At 55.4% G+C, this 17,165-nt stretch carries 21 protein-coding genes; 9 read left to right on the plus strand and 12 right to left on the minus strand.

What is annotated here, in order from left to right; all coding sequences use genetic code 11:
• Together ACG1VR_RS20910 and mdcA are read right to left on the minus strand one after the other, a co-directional pair.
• Nucleotides 1-870 carry a triphosphoribosyl-dephospho-CoA synthase gene (locus tag ACG1VR_RS20910; protein ID WP_395489711.1) on the minus strand — a complete coding sequence of 290 codons (870 nt, stop codon included), beginning with the start codon at nucleotides 868-870 and terminating at the stop codon, nucleotides 1-3.
• Nucleotides 870-2,525, minus strand: a complete 1,656-nt coding sequence (gene mdcA, locus ACG1VR_RS20915; RefSeq protein ID WP_395489712.1) for a malonate decarboxylase subunit alpha — start codon at nucleotides 2,523-2,525, stop codon at nucleotides 870-872. Before mdcA ends, ACG1VR_RS20910 begins: the two co-directional genes overlap by 1 nt.
• A gap of 389 nt (nucleotides 2,526-2,914) precedes the next feature.
• Between mdcA and ACG1VR_RS20920 the strand changes: the two genes are divergently transcribed.
• On the plus strand, nucleotides 2,915-3,547 hold the full coding sequence (locus ACG1VR_RS20920; protein ID WP_395489713.1) for a CatB-related O-acetyltransferase: 633 nt from the start codon (nucleotides 2,915-2,917) through the stop codon (nucleotides 3,545-3,547).
• Nucleotides 3,548-3,583: 36 nt separating this feature from the next.
• Here the strand turns inward: ACG1VR_RS20920 and cybC are convergent, their stop codons facing one another.
• A complete protein-coding gene (gene cybC, locus ACG1VR_RS20925) occupies nucleotides 3,584-3,970 on the minus strand; it encodes a cytochrome b562 (protein ID WP_016517560.1) in 387 nt (128 codons plus the stop codon).
• Between the two features lie 58 nt (nucleotides 3,971-4,028).
• Nucleotides 4,029-5,381 (minus strand): metalloprotease PmbA, encoded by a 1,353-nt coding sequence (gene pmbA, locus ACG1VR_RS20930; RefSeq protein ID WP_039899078.1) that lies wholly within the window; start codon nucleotides 5,379-5,381, stop codon nucleotides 4,029-4,031.
• 100 nt (nucleotides 5,382-5,481) lie between these two features.
• Between pmbA and yjgA the strand changes: the two genes are divergently transcribed.
• The gene (yjgA, locus tag ACG1VR_RS20935; RefSeq protein WP_016517558.1) at nucleotides 5,482-6,036 is read left to right on the plus strand and encodes a ribosome biogenesis factor YjgA; all 555 of its coding nucleotides are present in this window, start codon (nucleotides 5,482-5,484) and stop codon (nucleotides 6,034-6,036) included.
• A gap of 59 nt (nucleotides 6,037-6,095) precedes the next feature.
• On the opposite strand, the gene ACG1VR_RS20940 is transcribed toward yjgA, so the two are convergent.
• From ACG1VR_RS20940 to epmA, 3 genes are all read right to left on the minus strand, one after another.
• Nucleotides 6,096-6,725: a LysE family translocator gene (locus ACG1VR_RS20940; RefSeq protein ID WP_172568511.1), complete on the minus strand. Its 630-nt coding sequence runs from the start codon at nucleotides 6,723-6,725 to the stop codon at nucleotides 6,096-6,098.
• 65 nt (nucleotides 6,726-6,790) lie between these two features.
• Nucleotides 6,791-7,321 carry a GNAT family N-acetyltransferase gene (locus ACG1VR_RS20945; protein ID WP_395489714.1) on the minus strand — a complete coding sequence of 177 codons (531 nt, stop codon included), beginning with the start codon at nucleotides 7,319-7,321 and terminating at the stop codon, nucleotides 6,791-6,793.
• A 68-nt stretch (nucleotides 7,322-7,389) separates the two neighbouring features.
• Nucleotides 7,390-8,367: an elongation factor P--(R)-beta-lysine ligase gene (gene epmA, locus ACG1VR_RS20950; protein WP_039897831.1), complete on the minus strand. Its 978-nt coding sequence runs from the start codon at nucleotides 8,365-8,367 to the stop codon at nucleotides 7,390-7,392.
• Between the two features lie 383 nt (nucleotides 8,368-8,750).
• Between epmA and frdA the strand changes: the two genes are divergently transcribed.
• Genes frdA through frdD form a run of 4 tightly spaced genes read left to right on the plus strand, consistent with a single transcriptional unit; the run spans nucleotide 8,751 to nucleotide 12,044 of the window.
• Nucleotides 8,751-10,541 carry a fumarate reductase (quinol) flavoprotein subunit gene (gene frdA / locus ACG1VR_RS20955; RefSeq protein WP_395489715.1) on the plus strand — a complete coding sequence of 597 codons (1,791 nt, stop codon included), beginning with the start codon at nucleotides 8,751-8,753 and terminating at the stop codon, nucleotides 10,539-10,541.
• On the plus strand, nucleotides 10,534-11,268 hold the full coding sequence (locus ACG1VR_RS20960; RefSeq protein ID WP_216375057.1) for a succinate dehydrogenase/fumarate reductase iron-sulfur subunit: 735 nt from the start codon (nucleotides 10,534-10,536) through the stop codon (nucleotides 11,266-11,268). The genes frdA and ACG1VR_RS20960 overlap by 8 nt, the downstream gene beginning before the upstream one ends.
• 10 nt (nucleotides 11,269-11,278) lie before the next feature.
• Nucleotides 11,279-11,674, plus strand: a complete 396-nt coding sequence (frdC, locus tag ACG1VR_RS20965; RefSeq protein WP_395489716.1) for a fumarate reductase subunit FrdC — start codon at nucleotides 11,279-11,281, stop codon at nucleotides 11,672-11,674.
• A 10-nt stretch (nucleotides 11,675-11,684) separates the two neighbouring features.
• Nucleotides 11,685-12,044, plus strand: a complete 360-nt coding sequence (frdD, locus tag ACG1VR_RS20970) for a fumarate reductase subunit FrdD (protein WP_016517551.1) — start codon at nucleotides 11,685-11,687, stop codon at nucleotides 12,042-12,044.
• Between the two features lie 41 nt (nucleotides 12,045-12,085).
• Here frdD and ampR read toward each other — a convergent pair whose 3' ends face one another.
• Nucleotides 12,086-12,961 carry a LysR family transcriptional regulator AmpR gene (gene ampR, locus ACG1VR_RS20975; protein ID WP_395489718.1) on the minus strand — a complete coding sequence of 292 codons (876 nt, stop codon included), beginning with the start codon at nucleotides 12,959-12,961 and terminating at the stop codon, nucleotides 12,086-12,088.
• A gap of 128 nt (nucleotides 12,962-13,089) precedes the next feature.
• On the opposite strand from ampR, the gene ampC reads away from it, so the two are divergent.
• Together ampC and ACG1VR_RS20985 are read left to right on the plus strand one after the other, a co-directional pair.
• Nucleotides 13,090-14,241 carry a CMY2/MIR/ACT/EC family class C beta-lactamase gene (gene ampC, locus ACG1VR_RS20980; RefSeq protein WP_395491128.1) on the plus strand — a complete coding sequence of 384 codons (1,152 nt, stop codon included), beginning with the start codon at nucleotides 13,090-13,092 and terminating at the stop codon, nucleotides 14,239-14,241.
• 107 nt (nucleotides 14,242-14,348) lie between these two features.
• Nucleotides 14,349-14,882 carry a lipocalin family protein gene (locus tag ACG1VR_RS20985; protein WP_016517548.1) on the plus strand — a complete coding sequence of 178 codons (534 nt, stop codon included), beginning with the start codon at nucleotides 14,349-14,351 and terminating at the stop codon, nucleotides 14,880-14,882.
• Here ACG1VR_RS20985 and sugE read toward each other — a convergent pair.
• A complete protein-coding gene (gene sugE / locus ACG1VR_RS20990; RefSeq protein WP_016517547.1) occupies nucleotides 14,879-15,196 on the minus strand; it encodes a quaternary ammonium compound efflux SMR transporter SugE in 318 nt (105 codons plus the stop codon). The genes ACG1VR_RS20985 and sugE overlap by 4 nt on opposite strands.
• Before the next feature lie 288 nt (nucleotides 15,197-15,484).
• On the opposite strand from sugE, the gene ACG1VR_RS20995 reads away from it, so the two are divergent.
• A complete protein-coding gene (locus ACG1VR_RS20995; protein WP_016517546.1) occupies nucleotides 15,485-16,093 on the plus strand; it encodes a response regulator transcription factor in 609 nt (202 codons plus the stop codon).
• Nucleotides 16,094-16,124: 31 nt separating this feature from the next.
• Here the strand turns inward: ACG1VR_RS20995 and ecnB are convergent, their stop codons facing one another.
• The 3 genes from ecnB to efp form a co-directional block, all read right to left on the minus strand.
• Nucleotides 16,125-16,271, minus strand: coding sequence for a lipoprotein toxin entericidin B (ecnB, locus tag ACG1VR_RS21000; protein WP_016517545.1), 147 nt, complete (start codon nucleotides 16,269-16,271; stop codon nucleotides 16,125-16,127).
• A gap of 101 nt (nucleotides 16,272-16,372) precedes the next feature.
• Nucleotides 16,373-16,507, minus strand: coding sequence for an entericidin A/B family lipoprotein (locus ACG1VR_RS21005; protein ID WP_016517544.1), 135 nt, complete (start codon nucleotides 16,505-16,507; stop codon nucleotides 16,373-16,375).
• A gap of 62 nt (nucleotides 16,508-16,569) precedes the next feature.
• Nucleotides 16,570-17,136: an elongation factor P gene (gene efp, locus ACG1VR_RS21010; protein ID WP_016517543.1), complete on the minus strand. Its 567-nt coding sequence runs from the start codon at nucleotides 17,134-17,136 to the stop codon at nucleotides 16,570-16,572.
• Between the last annotated feature and the right edge of the window lie 29 nt (nucleotides 17,137-17,165).

Here is a 17,165-nt window from a genome sequence, read left to right on the forward strand (position 1 = left end):
TTAAATAAGTGTGTGAAGCGGGGCGGCATCGTTGGCGATACCGTCCAGCAGCAAGGTAGCGGCGAGTAAATCTGCCGCGCCGCCCGGAGAGGCATTGAGCGCCAGCATTTGCTGGTCAAGCACCGCCAGCGCGCTGCGGCCTTCCGCCGTTGCGCTGCCTCCGGCTACCAGCACGCTACGCGCGCCGTTCTGCATGGTTTCCAGGCCGGTTAACCCGGCACGGGAGAGCACACAGGTATCCGAAAGCGAGGTCATAATCGCCATCAGAGCATCAACCCGCGCCTCGCTTTCCGAAGCCCCGAACTGACGGCTACGTCGCAGCTGCGGCAGCGCAAGATGCATGACGTGAGGGAAACCTTGCTGAGCCTCCTCTCTGGCGCCCGGTACGCGATAACGCCGCGTCGCCCTTAACCCCTTGCTGAAGATTTTTGGCGCGGCATCGTCCGGCAGGGCCGCTAGTTGGGCGGCGGTAGCGGCAATAGCTTTGCTGCTGCCCGCCATGCCGTGCATCGCGGCAGCCGAAACCAGCAGGCCAAGCGCCCAAATGGCTCCGCGATGGGTGTTAACGCCGCCGGTAGCGGCCATCATCTGCTGCTCACCTTCGCGGCCAAGACGCCCCACCAGCTGGCGCAGCGCGATGTCTGCCGGACGTTCCCAGCTTTGTAATGCCAGAGCATGAAATGTCGGGGTCAGGCTGTGCGCCGAGCGCTCCATCAGCGCCAGACTAAGGTCGTGATGCGCGCCGTTTCCCCGACTGTCCACCAGACCGGGTTTCGGGCTTAAACGCGCTTCTTCAAGAAGGCTTTGGGTCGCCGCCCTTGCCAGCTCGCTCACACTTTCCTCAACGCCTTTCTGTGGATGTAATTTCATTACCAGCTCCGGAATTTCGCAGGCGGGTTATAAAGACCGCCGGACCATTCAACCAGGTCCGCCACGCTGCTGGCAGCCAGCAGAGAACGCGTAGCATCGCTGCGGCGAATACCCATATCTTCCGGGTAAACGACTTTGCCGCTTTGGCGCAGAGCCGCCACGCGCTTCGCATCCACGCCCAGGCCGATGTCGGTAATGCCTGCTACGGCCGCAACCATTGCGCGGCGCTCTTCAAGGCTCTCCGCACGGTACAGGTAAGCAATGCCTTCTTCGGTCAGGACGTGGGTAACGTCATCGCCATAAATCATCACCGGAGCCAGCGGCATCCCGGAAGTTTTGGCAACTTCCACCGCGTCCAGGGTTTCTACGAAGGTCGGTTTCACGCCCGCCTGGAAGGTTTCAACCATCTGCACAACAAGCTTTTTGCCGCGCTGCATCGGGTCTGGTTCGGTAATCATGTTCAGCCAGGCTGGCGTTGCATGGCGGCGGCCGTGCGGGTCATGGCCCATATTTGGCGCACCGCCAAAACCGGAAAGGCGACCACGAGTGACGGTTGAAGAGTTGGCAAGGCCGTCAACCTGAAGGGTTGAGCCGATGAACATATCCACCGCGTACTGGCCCGCAAGCTGGCACATCGCGCGGTTGGAACGCATGGAGCCGTCCGCACCGGTAAAGAACACGTCCGGGCGGGCACGAATGTACTCTTCTATTCCCAGCTCGCCGCCGAAGCAGTGAACGCTCTCCACCCAGCCGCTTTCAATCGCCGGGATCAGCGTCGGATGCGGGTTCAGGGTCCAGTGCTTACAAATTTTGCCTTTCAGCCCAAGCTGTTCACCGTAAGTCGGGAGCAGAAGTTCGATGGCGGCGGTGTTGAAGCCGATACCGTGGTTTAGGGACTGCACCTGATGCTCGGCGTAGATACCTTTGATGGCCATCATCGCCATCAGGATGTGTTCCTGTTTGATCAATCGCGGGTCGCGGGTGAACAGCGGTTCGATAAAGAACGGCTTATCGGCAACCACCACGTAGTCAATCCACGAACCGGGAATATCAACGCGCGGCAAATCGCAATCATCGTCGACCAGCTCATTAACCTGGGCGATAACAATCCCGTCGTGGAAGGCGGCGGCTTCGACCAGCGCTGGCGTATCTTCGGTACTTGGCCCGGTGTACAGGTTGCCTTTGCGGTCGGCTTTATACCCGGCAATCAGCGCTACGTTGGGCGCAAGATCGACGTACAAGCGGGCATAAAGCTCAATGTAGGTATGGATAGAGCCTATCTCTAACTGGCCGTCTTCCAGCAGTTGGGAGATACGCAGGCTTTGGGTTCCTGAGAATGAGAAGTCGAGCTTGCGGGCGATGCCTTTCTCAAAAATATCGAGATGTTCGCTACGTCCGACGCTCGGCATAATCATGTGCAGGTCGTGAACTTTTGCCGGGCTGACTTCGGCCAGCATGCGGGAAAGGAAATCCGCCTGTTTTTGGTTATTCCCTTCCAGCACCACCCGGTCGCCCGGAGCAATCAGCTTTTCCATCACCTCGACAAGATTGCCGGTGGGAATGACCTTCCCCTGCACGTTGCTGGACGCCATACGCCGCTGTTTCTCGCTGCGGCGGGTGTTCCAGACGCGGGCAGGCGTTTGGCTAGCACTCATTATTAACCTCCTGATTCAGCTAATCATTTTGATTTGCTTTAGTCTGGATAAAGTGTGCGCCGCGCGGGAGAGGCTATCAATTAAGCTCAGGGATCAATCATTAGCCTTAGAGTAATAATGGATATTTCGTTTTGTGACAGACTTAAAGTGAAAAGCGGGCGGGCTTCAGCTAGCCTGTGGGGTTTTGGCGGGTAAAAGGTTTACTCCGGCACCGGTAATGATAAAATTACCCCGTTATCTCTCTTGATGTTAAAGCCTAAAAGGTCATCACAATGCTCATTAATCCTCTGTTAAAGCAGCCGCGCATCGCTTAGCGCCCTTCATGCTTTCCTTTCTGTAAACCGAGGCGGAACCCTGTTCCGTGGGCACACTATTGTGAGAAATAAATCATGTCAGAGACAGATAAACACTGGTCTCGTGTGGAGTACCTGCACGAAACGGTGACCAACCCCAATATTCATATTAAAGGCCGCCACAGCTACTACAGCGACTGCTGGGATAACGGTTTTGAGCGCAGCGTTGTTCGCTATCTCCAGGGCGATGCGCTCAGCCAAAGCTGGGAGCCAATCGGCCACCTTGATCGGCTTTGGATTGGCGATTACGTCTGCATCGCCGCGGAAGCGGTTATTTTAATGGGCGGCAATAATACGCATCGCAGCGACTGGTTTTCGCTGTATCCGTTTATGGAAACCCTCAAGGGATCGTATCGTCCCAAAGGGGATACCCATATAGGCGACGGCAGTTGGATTGGCATGCGGGCGATGATTATGCCGGGAATAACCCTTGGTGAAGGGGCGATTGTTGCCGCAGGGAGCGTAGTCACCAAAGACGTTAGCCCCTATAGCGTAGTTGGCGGCAATCCGGCCAGGGTTATTGCCTGGCGCTTTGATCCATCGACCATAGAGCGGCTGCTGAAGCTGAATGTGTACCGGCTTAGCGACGAGCAGTTCGAGACCATCAGGCCGTTGTTGAGCAATAACGATATTGACGCGCTGGAGCTTGCCGTGAGGAGTCTGGCGTAATGACGGCGGGCGGGTTAAACCCGCCCGTTTTAAAACTTAGCGGAATTTCTTGTGGTAAGTATCGCGAGTGGCCTTAAATTCTCCGGCCGCGGCCTGAGCTTCCTGCACTTTGCCTTCGTTTGCCAGCTTCAGAGCGCCGTCAATCTGGCCCACGAGAATATCAAACCCGTGGCGGTACTCTTTCATGTTGGCGCTGTCGGCTGCTTCGTTTTCCAGCTTCGGCGGCGTGCCTTTTTGCGCGTCCAGCGCCGCTTCACGCATATTGCTCAGCGAGGTTTTCAGCTCGGCTGCATCTTTGGTGCTAAGCACGGTTTTGTAGTTCTTCGCGATGATGTCCATGTCGTCGCCAACGTCTTTAGCAAAAGCGGCGCCGGACAACAAAACGGATGATACTGCTAACATTGCAATCAGTTGCTTACGCATTTACTCACCTTATCTTTTTTATATGAGAAACGGGCGCGGAACGACGCGCCACATTGCTTTACTGACCGGCTATCTTCATCTCCGGAAGTAAGACTGAACCACACTGAATATTGCTACGTGTTTCTATATCGTTGCCAACGGTAACAATGTTGCGCCACATGTCCTTCAGGTTACCGGCGATGGTGATTTCGCTCACCGGATATTGTATTTCGCCGTTCTCAACCCAGAAGCCCGCGGCACCGCGAGAATAATCTCCGGTAATGCCGCTTACGCCCTGCCCCATCAGCTCGGTCACCACCAGCCCGGTGCCCATTTCTTTCAGCATTTCCTCAAAACCGAGGCCCTGACCGGCAATGCGCCAGTTATGAATGCCGCCGGCATGGCCGGTGCTTTTCAGGCCCAGCTTACGCGCAGAATAGTTGGTCAGCAGCCACTGTTGCAGCACGCCGTCTTTAACGATATCGCGGCGAGAGGTCACGACGCCTTCGCTGTCGAACGGCGTGGAAGCCAGCCCTTTCAGCAAGTGCGGATGCTCTTCAATGGTCAGCCATTCCGGCAGGATTTGTGTGCCGAGCGCGTCCAGCAGGAAGGTGGATTTACGGTAAACGGAGCCGCCTGCAATCGCGCCAACCAGGTGGCCAAACAGCCCGGTCGCCACTTCATTGGCAAAAATGACCGGCGCTTTCATGGTCGACAGCTTGCGCGGGGAAAGACGAGAAAGCGTGCGGCGGGCGCAATCGGCACCTACCCATTCAGGCGTTTTCAGGTCTTCCATCGCACGGCCAATGGTGTAGGCATAATCACGCTCCATATCGCCGTTCTCTTCGGCAATCACGCAGCTGGAGAGCGAGTGGCGCGTGGAGCAGTAGCTTTGCAGCATGCCGTGGCTGTTGCCGAACACTTTAATGCCGTAATGGCTATTGAAGCTGCCGCCTTCGGTATTGGTAATGCGTTTATCCACGTTCAGAGAGGCCTGCTCTGCCCTGGCCGCCAGCTCAATGGCCTTGTCGGGATCGATTTCTGTCGGGTGGAACAAGTCTAAGTCCGGCGCGTCAAAGGCCAGCAGCTCTTTGTCCGCCACGCCCGCATAAGGGTCGGGGGAAGTAAAGCGAGCGATATCCAGCGCCGCCTGCACGGTGCGGGCAATCGCGTCCGGGCTGAGGTCGGTAGAGGAGGCGCTGCCTTTGCGATTTTGATGATAAACGGTGATGCCCAGCGCACCATCGCTGTTAAATTCGACGTTCTCCACCTCACCGTAGCGGGTGCTGACGCTGATACCGGTGGTTTTGCTGACCGCGACTTCTGCGCCGTCCGATTTGCCTTTCGCCAGCTCCAGCGCCTGTGAAACCGCCTGCTCCAGAACCTGACGTTGTTGTGCTACTTGCGTGTTTACTTTCATCGCGACTGCCATAATGTAAGGTGAGTCGTTCAAGTCTAACAGGATCAGAACAATTTCGCAGTGCAGCCCCTTTGCTGGTAATATCCGCGTCAACTTTTTTAAGGAGCCTAATATGACCAAGCAGCCCGAAGACTGGCTCGACGATGTGCCCGATAATGAAAATGAAGACGAAGATGATGAAATTATCTGGGTCAGTAAAAGCGAAATTAAGCGCGATGCCGAAGAGCTAAAACGCCTGGGTATGGAGCTGATGGAGCTGGGTAAAAACGCCCTCGATAAAATCCCGCTCGACGACGATTTACGTGCCGCCATTGAGCTGGCGCAGCGCATTAAAAAAGAAGGCCGCCGCCGCCAGGTGCAGCTGATCGGCAAAATGATGCGATCCCGCGATGTTGACCCGATTCGTCAGGCGCTCGACAAGCTGAAAAACCGCCATAACCAGCAGGTTTCGCTGTTCCACAAGCTGGAAGCGCTACGTGACCGCCTGGTAGAAGAAGGCGACGAAGCGATGACCGAAGTGCTGAGACTATACCCGCAGGCCGACCGCCAGCAGTTGCGCGTGCTTATCCGTAACGCACAAAAAGAAAAAGCGGCCAATAAGCCGCCTAAGTCATACCGTCAGATCTTCTCTTATCTGCGCGAACTCGCAGAAGAGCAAGAGCGCTAAAAGTTAGCGCTGGCCGAAGGCTTTTCGCCGGGCCAGCGCAAAACTTCCCTGCCCGTTTCTCAGGTCAAATTACTGCGGCGATAGAGCGCCACCCCAACCGCCAGCACGGCGAGCATCCCCGCACAGCTACGGTTTACCCAGCGCATAACATTAGCGGAAAATTTACGCATCGCGTGGCGACCACCCCAGGCATAAATCGTCATCATAATGCAGTCGATTACCGCGCTGACCAGCGCCAGAATCAGATACTGAGTCGCCACCGGCTCCTGCGGGCGAATGAACTGCGGTAAAAATGCCGAGAAGAACAGCAGCCCTTTTGGGTTAGACAGGCCAACCATCAGCGAGCGCAGAAACGCCGTTTTCCCCGTTGCTACCGCCGCCGAGGCGCTAACCGTTAAAGCTTTAGCCGGGGCGCGCCACAGCACGTAGGCCAGATAGACCAAATAGAGAGCTCCGCCCCACTTCACTACCGCAAAGAGCTGCTCGGAGGCCTGTAGCAGCGCACCAAGCCCGCAGCCGACTGCGCCAATAAGCAGCAGGTCAGCCAGCACCGCACCAAGAAAACCATAGCCTGCGATGCGCATCCCGTAGGTGGCGCCGTTATTTAAAGCCAGCAGCATAGACGGGCCGGGCGTGACCATTACCGCACTGACGGCAATGACGTAGAAAAACAGAGTGGTGATATCCATCAACAAGATCCTGGTGAAAGCACATCAATGCCCGGCGAAAACTTGCCGCCGGACGAAGAGAAAATTTAAGGCCGACGCGCCATAACCACGCGGCATAAATCATCAAAAAATCGCAGATACTGAGGCTCGCTGATTTTCTGCGGATAGCTAAGCACGATCAGTTCATGATCGGGGATTTCCGGGTGATAAGTCGGGTGGTGATGCTGATAACTGTTTTCGCAGAAACCGAGGCTTTGATAAAAACGCAGCCTTTTGCGGGCAACCTCGGTAGTCAGCGGATCGATTTCAAGAATGGTTTGTGGGTAAAGCTGTAAAAACTGGCTGAGCATTCTTTTGCCGTAGCCCTGGGCGCGCAGCTGGCCGTTGACCGCCAGATGCTCAATATAGCTATAGTCACCGAAGTCCCACGCGCCAATCATGCCGATAAACTCCTCGCCGTCGAACCAGGCCTGGAGACTGTAATTCGGGTTAGCCAGGGCGCTCACCTTCGCCGCAGGCTGGCGTTTTTCATGGCGCGGGAAGGCGCTTTCATACAGCTCGTCCACGACATCAAAATAGCGTGAACTGCGGTCGGTTATCCTTTTTATCGTCAGCATAGTTATCGTCCATAAAGCCTGCGCTGCCGCCGAAACTCTCCGCCGACAGCGCGATACGCAGTTGGGGATTAAGCGCGGTCGACCGTAAAGGCCAGCACGTCAGCCAGTTTTTCTGCCCCCAGCGCCAGCATAATCAGGCGATCAACGCCCAGCGCCACGCCGGAACTGTCCGGCATGCCTGCTTCTAAAGCCGCCAGCAGGTTAACATCTACCGGCTGTTGCGGCAGGCCGCGCGCCGCGCGTTTGCGGTTATCTTGCTCAAAACGCTGCTGCTGTTCACGCGCGTCGGTCAGCTCGTGGAAACCATTCGCCAGTTCAAGACCTTTGAAGTAAACCTCAAAGCGCTCGGCCACGCGGTGATCTTCGGTGCTGATTTGCGCCAGCGAAGCCTGGCTTGCCGGGAAGTGGTAAACGAAAGTCGGCTTATCTTTACCAATCTGCGGCTCAACGCCCATGGCAAACAGCAATTGCAGCAGCGTGTCGCGGTCTTCTTCCTGGTCGGCAATGTTGCTCAGGTCGAGCTTCGCCGCAGCTTCGCGCAGCTGCGCTTTGTCGGCAGAGAGCGGGTCTATTTCCAGATGGCGCTGGAAAGCCTGCTGATAAGAGAGGCTCTCCGCCGCACCGCACTCCAGCACCTGCTGTAGCAGGTCGTCGACCTCGTTCATCAGACGGTACATATCGTAGTGCGGGCGATACCACTCCAGCATGGTGAATTCAGGGTTGTGATGACGCCCCATCTCTTCATTACGGAAACTGCGGCACAGCTGGAACACCGGGCCACAGCCCGCCGCCAGCAGGCGCTTCATGTGGTATTCCGGGCTGGTCATCAGGTACAGATTGAGGCCTTGAGAGTGGCCTGGACCAACGAAACGGGTTTCAAACGGCACCATATGGATGTCGGTGACCGTCGCCTGACTCATGCAGGGAGTTTCCACCTCCAGAACGCCGCGATCGGCAAAGAAGCGCCGGATCTCCGCCATAATGGCGGCGCGTTTTAATAGATTGGGGATGGACGCGCTCGGCTGCCAGGTGGCCGTTTCGCTCATGGGTAATTCTCCGTATTTATACAAGGCCGAGAAGTCTACCCGCATCACAGAAAGGAGACAAATTTTGCGCAGAAAATTTTGCTTATGGCGCAGAGCCGCCGGGAAATCGCTGGCTTTCCTTTAGATTCGGCGCGCCGTTTTTTTGCCGCTTTTACACCATTTTCAAAGCCAATTATGTGACCTGATTCATTAACAGAAGTAATTAATCAGCTCACAGAACGGCAAAAAAATCGAACAAATCAAATTTCCCTAAAATCCCTCCGGTTATACTCAATCTACCTACAAAGGAGCAGGGAAATCCCTTTCGCAGCCGCCGCCGTATCGACGGTGAACAACCCATTGGTCGTGTAGCTTTGCGAATCACTAAAATCTGGAGGAATGTCGTGCAAACCTTTCAAGCCGATCTCGCCATTATAGGCGCCGGTGGAGCAGGCCTACGGACAGCCATTGCGGCAGCCCAGGCCAACCCACAGGCAAAAATCGCTCTGATTTCCAAAGTCTACCCAATGCGCAGCCACACGGTTGCCGCCGAAGGGGGTTCCGCCGCCGTCGCGCAGGATAACGACAGCTTTGAATACCACTTCCAAGACACCGTAGCCGGGGGGGATTGGCTTTGTGAGCAGGACGTGGTCGACTACTTTGTCCACCACTGCCCAACCGAGATGACCCAGCTTGAGCAGTGGGGATGCCCGTGGAGTCGCCGCCCTGACGGCAGCGTCAACGTGCGGCGCTTCGGCGGCATGAAGATAGAACGTACCTGGTTCGCCGCCGATAAAACCGGCTTCCACATGCTCCACACCCTGTTCCAGACTTCACTCCAGTTCCCACAAATCCAACGCTTTGACGAACATTTTGTCCTCGACATCCTGGTGGATGACGGCCAGGCTCGCGGCCTGGTTGCCATGAACATGATGGAAGGCGAGCTGGTGCAAATCCGCGCCAATGCGGTTGTCATGGCAACGGGCGGTGCGGGTCGCGTTTATCGCTATAACACCAACGGCGGCATCGTCACCGGCGACGGCATGGGCATGGCGCTCAGCCACGGCGTACCGCTGCGCGACATGGAGTTTGTGCAATATCACCCAACCGGGCTGCCGGGCTCCGGCATCCTGATGACCGAAGGCTGCCGCGGCGAAGGCGGTATCCTGGTAAATAAAGACGGCTATCGCTATTTGCAGGATTACGGCATGGGGCCAGAAACCCCGCTCGGCGAACCGAAGAACAAATATATGGAGCTTGGCCCGCGCGACAAAGTGTCTCAGGCTTTCTGGCACGAGTGGCGCAAAGGCAACACCATTTCCACCCCACGCGGGGACGTGGTTTACCTCGACCTGCGCCATCTCGGCGAGAAGAAACTGCTCGAGCGCCTGCCGTTTATCTGCGAGCTGGCGAAGGCTTATGTCGGCGTCGACCCGATTAAAGAGCCGATTCCAGTGCGCCCAACCGCACACTACACCATGGGCGGTATTGAAACCGACGCCCAGTGTGAAAGCCGCATCAAGGGGCTGTTTGCGGTAGGCGAATGTTCCTCCGTCGGCCTGCATGGCGCCAACCGTCTGGGCTCTAACTCGCTGGCAGAGCTGGTGGTGTTTGGCCGCCTGGCGGGTGAAAAAGCCGTCGAGCGTGCCGCTCAGGCACAGCCAGCCAACGACGCGGCGCTGAACGCTCAGGCAGCCGACGTTGAAGCGCGCCTGAAGCAGTTGGTGAACCAGGAAGGCAATGAAAACTGGTCGAAAATACGCGACGAGATGGGGCTTTCTATGGAAGAAGGCTGCGGGATTTACCGCACGCCTGAGTTGATGCAGAAAACCGTCGATAAGCTGGCCGAACTCCAGGAGCGCTTCAAGCGCGTGCGCATTACCGACACCTCCAGCGTCTTCAACACCGACCTGCTTTACACCATCGAGCTGGGCCACGGCCTGAACGTTGCCGAATGTATGGCGCACTCGGCGCTGGCGCGTAAAGAGTCACGCGGCGCCCACCAGCGCCTCGACGAAGGCTGTACCGAACGTGATGACGTCAACTTCCTGAAACATACGCTGGCCTTCCGCGACGCCGACGGCACCACGCGCCTCGACTATAGCGACGTGAAGATTACAACGCTGCCTCCGGCAAAACGCGTGTACGGCGCGGAAGCGGAATCCGCCGACAAAAAGGAGAAGGCAAATGGCTGAGATGCAGAATCTGAAGATTGAGATTGTGCGCTACAACCCGGAAACGGACAGCGAACCGCATAGCGCAATCTACGAAGTGCCTTTTGACGAGCAAACCTCATTGCTGGATGCTCTGGGCTATATCAAAGATAACCTCGCGCCGGATCTCAGCTACCGCTGGTCCTGCCGCATGGCTATCTGCGGCTCCTGCGGCATGATGGTCAACAAAGTGCCGAAGCTTGCCTGTAAAACCTTCCTGCGGGAATACACCAACGGCATCAAGGTGGAGGCGCTGGCCAACTTCCCGATTGAGCGTGATTTAGTGGTCGATATGACCCACTTCATCGAGAGCCTGGAAGCGATTAAGCCGTACATCATCGGCAACACTCGTACGCCGGAGCAGGGGCCGAGCAAGCAAACGCCTGCCCAAATGGCGAAATACCACCAGTTCTCCGGCTGCATCAACTGCGGGCTGTGTTATGCCGCCTGCCCACAGTTTGGCCTCAACCCTGAGTTTATTGGCCCGGCGGCGATTACCCTCGCCCATCGTTACAACCTGGACAGCCGCGACCACGGCAAGAAGCAGCGTATGCCGCAGCTTAACGGGCCGAACGGCGTGTGGAGCTGCACCTTCGTGGGCTTCTGCTCCGAAGTGTGTCCGAAACACGTTGACCCGGCAGCCGCCATCCAGCAGGGCAAAGTCGAAAGTTCGAAAGACTTTTTGATTGCCACCCTGAAACCACGCTAAGGAGTGCACCATGACGACTAAACGTAAGCCTTATGTTCGCCCCATGGCACCGACGTGGTGGCGGCAGCTTGGCTTCTACCGTTTCTATATGCTGAGGGAAGGCACCTCGGTTCCCACCGTTTGGTTCAGCATCGTGCTGATTTACGGGATTTTCGCCCTGAAGCACGGCGCGGAAAGCTGGGCTGGTTTTGTTGGTTTTCTGCAAAACCCGATAGTGATTATTCTCAACCTCATCACCCTGGCCGCCGCCTTGCTGCATACCAAAACCTGGTTTGAGCTGGCCCCTAAGGCCGCTAACATCATCGTTAAGGATGAAAAAATGGGGCCAGAGCCGGTGATTAAAGGGCTGTGGGCCGTCACCGCGTTGGTGACTATCGTTGTGCTGCTTGTGGCACTGTGCTGGTAAGGAGGATGTCGTGATCAATCAAAATCCAAAGCGCTCCGACGAGCCGGTATTCTGGGGTCTTTTTGGCGCAGGCGGGATGTGGGGCGCGATTTTCGCCCCGGTTATCGTGCTGCTGGTCGGCATCATGCTGCCGCTTGGCCTGTTCCCAGGCGATGCCCTGAGCTTTGAACGCGTGTATGCCTTCTCCCACAGCTGGATTGGCCGCCTGTTCCTGCTGCTGATGATAGTCCTGCCGCTGTGGTGTGGCCTGCACCGCATTCACCACGCGATGCACGACCTGAAAATCCACGTTCCGGCCGGGAAGTGGGTGTTCTATGGGCTTGCCGCTATTTTAACCGTGGTAACCGTCATCGGTTTGCTGACGCTTTAACCGCTCAGTACACGACAAGGCCTGCCACCGTGCAGGCCTTTTTAGTTTGCACATTGCCCGGCAAGCCAGCTCGAAAAATCCAGCATAGCCGGGGTTTCCACCCGGGATTGCAGCCTCGTTAACCAATAACTTCCCAGGCTTATACGGGTGTCAAAAGGGCAGATAATTCGCTCGCTGTTCAACAAGTGAGTAAACATATTCACCGGGGCGATGGCGACCCCGGCACCCGCCTGCGCGGCCTCCAGCATCGTCACGGAGGAGTCAAATACCATCACCAGATGCGTTGGCGAGGGCGGCTGTTCACCCGCGGCGTGCAGCCAGGCGGCCCACTCGTCGCGCCGATAGGAACGTAGCAGGGTGAACTTCAGGACATCAGAAGGCTTTTGTAGCTCTGATGCCAGCGCGGCAGAGCACAGAGGAGCCAGCGGGGCATCACACAGGAATGTAGCTTCGGTGCCATGCCAGGCTCCGCTGCCGAACCGCACCGTGTAATCCAGCCCTTCTGCCGCCGGGTCAACCCGGTTGTTGTGGGTCGAGAGTTGTAAATCGATATGCGGATAACGCCGGCGAAAATGCTCGAGCCTCGGCAACAAAAAACCCGTAGCAAACGTCCCCACAACGCCTACCTTCAGTTTCTCCCTCGCCTGAGCGCCGGAAAAACGGTCCAGCATTCCCGCTATGCGGTCGAACGAGTCGTTTAGCACAGGTAACAGGTTCTCCCCTTCCGTAGTGAGCATTAAGCCGCGGGAAACACGAACAAAAAGCTGGCAGTGCAGATGCTCTTCAAGGGATTTCACCTGCTGGCTAATCGCCGAATGGGTGACGTTTAGCTCGATAGCGGCATTAGTAAAACTTAGATGCCTGGCGGCGGCTTCGAAGGCGCGTAGCGAGTTAAGGGGAATATAGCTGCGTGTCATGGCTTTTTCCGTTAGAAAATCTTAAGGCTAATGCCAAATTTAATCGTTTGTCATCCAGAGTCAAATCCAACAAACTTGCCTCGTCTGATGGGCCCGGACAGCTATCATCTCTCTATGGAAGGTTATCAATCATGAAAAAATCCCTCTGCCTGACGCTGCTGCTCGCCGCCTCATGCTCTACTTTTGCCGCACCAAAGCAGCTCACCGCGCAGCAGATCGAAAAAATCGTTAATCGCACGATTTCGCCGCTGCTGAAAGAGCAGGCGATCCCAGGCATGGCAGTCGCCGTTATCTATAAAGGCTACCCGCTGTATTTCACCTGGGGCAAAGCCGACGTGCAGCATAACGAGCCGGTAACCCGGCAAACGCTGTTCGAGCTTGGTTCGGTCAGTAAAACATTTACCGGCGTCCTGGGCGGGGATACGCTGGCTCGCGGCGAGATAAGCCTGAGCGATCCGGCACAAAAATATTGGCCAGAGCTAACCGGCAGCCAGTGGAAAGGAATAACGCTATTGCAGCTGGCAACCTATACAGCAGGTGGGTTGCCACTACAGGTGCCTGATGAAGTTACCGACAGCGCCTCGCTGCTCAACTTTTACCAGTCGTGGCAACCGCAGTGGGCACCGGGCAGCAAAAGACTCTATGCCAACGCCAGCATTGGGCTGTTTGGGGCGCTGATGGTTAAGCCTTCAGGAATGGACTTCGAGCAGGCGATGACAACGCGAGTACTGGAGCCATTAAAGCTGACCCATACCTGGATAACCGTTCCTCCCGCTGAAGAGAGCCATTACGCCTGGGGCTACCGCAACGACAAAGCAGTACGTGTTTCACCGGGTATGCTGGATGCAGAAGCCTACGGCGTTAAGTCCAGTATCGAAGATATGGCGCACTGGGTGCAGGCGAATATGGCGCCGGAGCGGGTTGAACAGAAAAATCTGCAACAAGGGATCAAGCTTGCACAATCTCGCTACTGGCGGATTGGCAGCATGTATCAGGGCCTGGGCTGGGAAATGCTGAACTGGCCGCTGAAGGGCAAAGTGGTTATCGACGGCAGCGATAATAAAGTCGCCCTTGCCCCGCAGACCGCGGTGGCTATTGACCCACCGGCCCCGGTAGTGAAGGCATCCTGGGTACACAAAACCGGCTCAACCGGCGGCTTCGGTAGCTATGTGGCCTTTATTCCTGAAAAGCAGTTGGGCATCGTGATGCTGGCGAACAAAAGCTACCCGAATCCTGAGCGGGTAAAAGCTGCCTACGCTATTCTCGAAGCGCTGCAATAACCTCCCTCACGGCCTGTTCACCACGGGCCGTATTATTTCCGGCTTCGCTCACACTTTTTTCCCTGCCGCCATCTACACTTAGCTAAAAACCCTGGAAGGAATCTGCTATGCGCATTTGGCCCGCTGTCACCGCGCTTGCGGTTGCATTTTTCGTTGTCTCCTGTAGCGCCCCAACCCCTCCCGCCAGCGTCACGGTGGTTAAAAACTTCGAAGCAAAACGCTTTATCGGCACCTGGTACGAAATTGCCAGGCTGGATCATAGTTTTGAAAGTGGCCTGAATCAGGTTACGGCAACTTATAGCTTTATGGATGACGGCGGGCTGCGCGTGATTAACCGCGGCTTCAACCCCGACAGGCAGATGTGGCAGCAAAGCGAGGGCAAAGCTTACTTTACCGGAGACCCGAGCGTAGCCGCGCTGAAGGTTTCGTTCTTTGGCCCCTTCTATGGCGGCTACAATGTGATTGCGCTGGATAAAGATTATCGCCATGCGCTGGTCTGCGGGCCGGATCTCAACTATCTGTGGATACTTTCCCGCACGCCAACCATTAGCAACGAGATTAAACAGCAAATGCTGGCCGCCGCCACCCGGCAGGGATTCGCGGTGGATAAACTCATCTGGGTGAAACAACCCGGCTCTTAATGAGTGGAAAGTTTCAGCCCAATAATGCCCAATACGATCAGAGCCAGGCTAATCAGGCGTGCCGGGTTAGCCGACTCTCCGAGCAGCAAGATACCGGTAATCGCGGCCCCAACGGCGCCAATACCGGTCCATACCGCGTAGGCCGTGCCGGTGGGCAACGTCTTCATCGCCCAGGAGAGAAGCGCCATACTAACCACCATAGCAATAATCGTGATAACGCTTGGCCACAGGCGGCTAAAACCGTGGGTATATTTAAGCCCTACTGCCCAAACAACTTCCAGTAATCCGGCAATGAAAAGAATAATCCAGGCCATAACAGCTCCAGTAAAAATGGGGCCGTCCCCGCTGTAAGATGCGCTTGCGGGTCGTCCCGCAAGGCTTAGGTGAGAACACTATCTTAGCACCGCTTTAGTGCTCTGGAAAACCGCGCCTACACGCCCCACAATGAAATAATCGTTTCAATCGACAGGCCTTGCTAAGCCTGGAATTGACCGCGAATTAGCTCGTATTTCCCTGATTCATTTGACAACTTTTGTACATATGATTAAACGTGGTTTGCCAGCCTGCAAACGCCGTAGTAATGATTAACGTGAAACGTGAAAATGTATAAAATATTGTTGGTTGATAGGTGTTACTTCAGCCGTCAGGGACTGACGCACTTGCTCAATCAGAAAAATAATCTGGCTACGGCAGTGAGTATTTCAGAGACAGACAATTTACTTCTCGCCCGGGAGAAAATTATAAAATGGCAGCCCAATATGGTTATTGCCGACTTTAATAGCTTTTCAACCTCATTACATAATATCCAGCAACTTTCGACCATTTACTCCGCCTGCGGCGACACCACCCGCCTTCTTCTGCTGCAAAGCGGCCAGCACTCCCTGATTGCCGAATACTGCGCAACCCAGGGCAGCCATGACATTTGGGATAAGTCGCTATCTTTACCGGACTTAACCGCAATTATTCAGCAGACCATTGCACAACGACCGCCGTTTCGTGAAACAAAACGTCATATAACTCCGCTACTGACTTTACGCGAAGAGAGAATATTAAAACTCTGGAAGGAAGAGGCGAATAATGAATATATCGCGCGGGTAATGGATATAAGTATAAAAACAGTTTACACCTACAAGCGTAATATTCGTTTAAAACTGGGCGCGGATAATAGACTGGCGCTATTCCTGAATATTCCTGAGGCTGTTTTAGAATAGCGGCACGGTTATATTACCGTACCGCAAATCGTTATTGCTGGGCTTTAGTTGCTGCTCCAGAAATTGCATGTCCGCCGCTTTGGATATCCTCACCTACGCCGCGCGTGGTATTGCAGGCGGTCAACAAGGATGAAAGAACGACGAGAGAGAAAAACGCAGCAATGGTTTTCTTAATCATGAGCTTTTCCTTTTACCAATGTTGTTTGTGTATAGCTTGTTAAGCATAGACAAAAAACGGAGCGATGAAGGAAAAGTGGAGCGTTTTCGGAACAGAGGAAATTATTTGTTGGCCGCGCGCTCGATAGCGCCGCCGAGATGCTGCAAGTCTTCGCCGAATCCACGGGTCGTATGACAGCCCGACAGCGCAGTAGCTAACAGTGAGAGAAAAAGCATTTGTTTCAATAAACGGTTCATCTTCCCTGCCTCAAAAAGCGGCGGCGCGAGCCTGAATGCACCGCGCCGCGAACCTTCGCGAATTACTTCACGCGAGAAACGTATTCACCAGAGCGGGTGTCAACTTTGATGACTTCGCCAATCTGTACGAACAACGGAACTTTAACTACAGCGCCGGTGCTCAGGGTAGCTGGTTTACCGCCGGTACCTGCGGTATCGCCTTTCAGGCCTGGGTCAGTTTCAATGATTTCCAGCTCCACGAAGTTTGGCGGAGTCACGGAAATAGGCTGGCCGTTCCACAGGGTCACGATGCACTCGGCCTGGTCCAGCAGCCATTTAGCATTTTCGCCAACGGCTTTTTCGTCCGCGGCCAGCTGCTCAAAGGTCTGGTTGTTCATGAAGTGATAGAACTCACCGTCGTTGTACAGGTAAGTCAGGTTCATATCGACAACGTCAGCGCCTTCAGCAGAGTCGGTAGACTTGAAGGTTTTCTCAACGCGGGTACCGGTCAGCAGACGACGCAGCTTAACGCGCGCGAATGCCTGGCCTTTGCCCGGTTTTACGAATTCGCTGGCTTCAACCGCGTACGGTTCGCCATCCATCATGATTTTAAGACCGGCACGGAAATCGTTGCTAGAATAAGTCGCCATAAGGCCCTCTGAAATTGTTAACTGGTAGC

The organism is Cedecea davisae (genome assembly GCF_044095835.1).
GTDB lineage: Bacteria > Pseudomonadota > Gammaproteobacteria > Enterobacterales > Enterobacteriaceae > Cedecea > Cedecea davisae.

What these genes read in the sequence shown, in the direction of transcription:
- ACG1VR_RS20940 (WP_172568511.1), bottom strand. Translation starts at nt 6,725, where the DNA reads ATGGATATCACCACTCTGTTTTTCTACGTCATTGCCGTCAGTGCGGTA.
- ACG1VR_RS20995 (WP_016517546.1), top strand. Translation starts at nt 15,485, where the DNA reads ATGTATAAAATATTGTTGGTTGATAGGTGTTACTTCAGCCGTCAGGGA.
- pmbA (WP_039899078.1), bottom strand. Translation starts at nt 5,381, where the DNA reads ATGGCAGTCGCGATGAAAGTAAACACGCAAGTAGCACAACAACGTCAG.
- epmA (WP_039897831.1), bottom strand. Translation starts at nt 8,367, where the DNA reads ATGAGCGAAACGGCCACCTGGCAGCCGAGCGCGTCCATCCCCAATCTA.
- mdcA (WP_395489712.1), bottom strand. Translation starts at nt 2,525, where the DNA reads ATGAGTGCTAGCCAAACGCCTGCCCGCGTCTGGAACACCCGCCGCAGC.
- cybC (WP_016517560.1), bottom strand. Translation starts at nt 3,970, where the DNA reads ATGCGTAAGCAACTGATTGCAATGTTAGCAGTATCATCCGTTTTGTTG.
- yjgA (WP_016517558.1), top strand. Translation starts at nt 5,482, where the DNA reads ATGACCAAGCAGCCCGAAGACTGGCTCGACGATGTGCCCGATAATGAA.
- ACG1VR_RS20960 (WP_216375057.1), top strand. Translation starts at nt 10,534, where the DNA reads ATGGCTGAGATGCAGAATCTGAAGATTGAGATTGTGCGCTACAACCCG.
- ecnB (WP_016517545.1), bottom strand. Translation starts at nt 16,271, where the DNA reads ATGATTAAGAAAACCATTGCTGCGTTTTTCTCTCTCGTCGTTCTTTCA.
- efp (WP_016517543.1), bottom strand. Translation starts at nt 17,136, where the DNA reads ATGGCGACTTATTCTAGCAACGATTTCCGTGCCGGTCTTAAAATCATG.
- sugE (WP_016517547.1), bottom strand. Translation starts at nt 15,196, where the DNA reads ATGGCCTGGATTATTCTTTTCATTGCCGGATTACTGGAAGTTGTTTGG.
- ACG1VR_RS20985 (WP_016517548.1), top strand. Translation starts at nt 14,349, where the DNA reads ATGCGCATTTGGCCCGCTGTCACCGCGCTTGCGGTTGCATTTTTCGTT.
- ACG1VR_RS20920 (WP_395489713.1), top strand. Translation starts at nt 2,915, where the DNA reads ATGTCAGAGACAGATAAACACTGGTCTCGTGTGGAGTACCTGCACGAA.
- ACG1VR_RS21005 (WP_016517544.1), bottom strand. Translation starts at nt 16,507, where the DNA reads ATGAACCGTTTATTGAAACAAATGCTTTTTCTCTCACTGTTAGCTACT.
- ACG1VR_RS20910 (WP_395489711.1), bottom strand. Translation starts at nt 870, where the DNA reads ATGAAATTACATCCACAGAAAGGCGTTGAGGAAAGTGTGAGCGAGCTG.
- ampR (WP_395489718.1), bottom strand. Translation starts at nt 12,961, where the DNA reads ATGACACGCAGCTATATTCCCCTTAACTCGCTACGCGCCTTCGAAGCC.
- frdC (WP_395489716.1), top strand. Translation starts at nt 11,279, where the DNA reads ATGACGACTAAACGTAAGCCTTATGTTCGCCCCATGGCACCGACGTGG.
- ACG1VR_RS20945 (WP_395489714.1), bottom strand. Translation starts at nt 7,321, where the DNA reads ATGCTGACGATAAAAAGGATAACCGACCGCAGTTCACGCTATTTTGAT.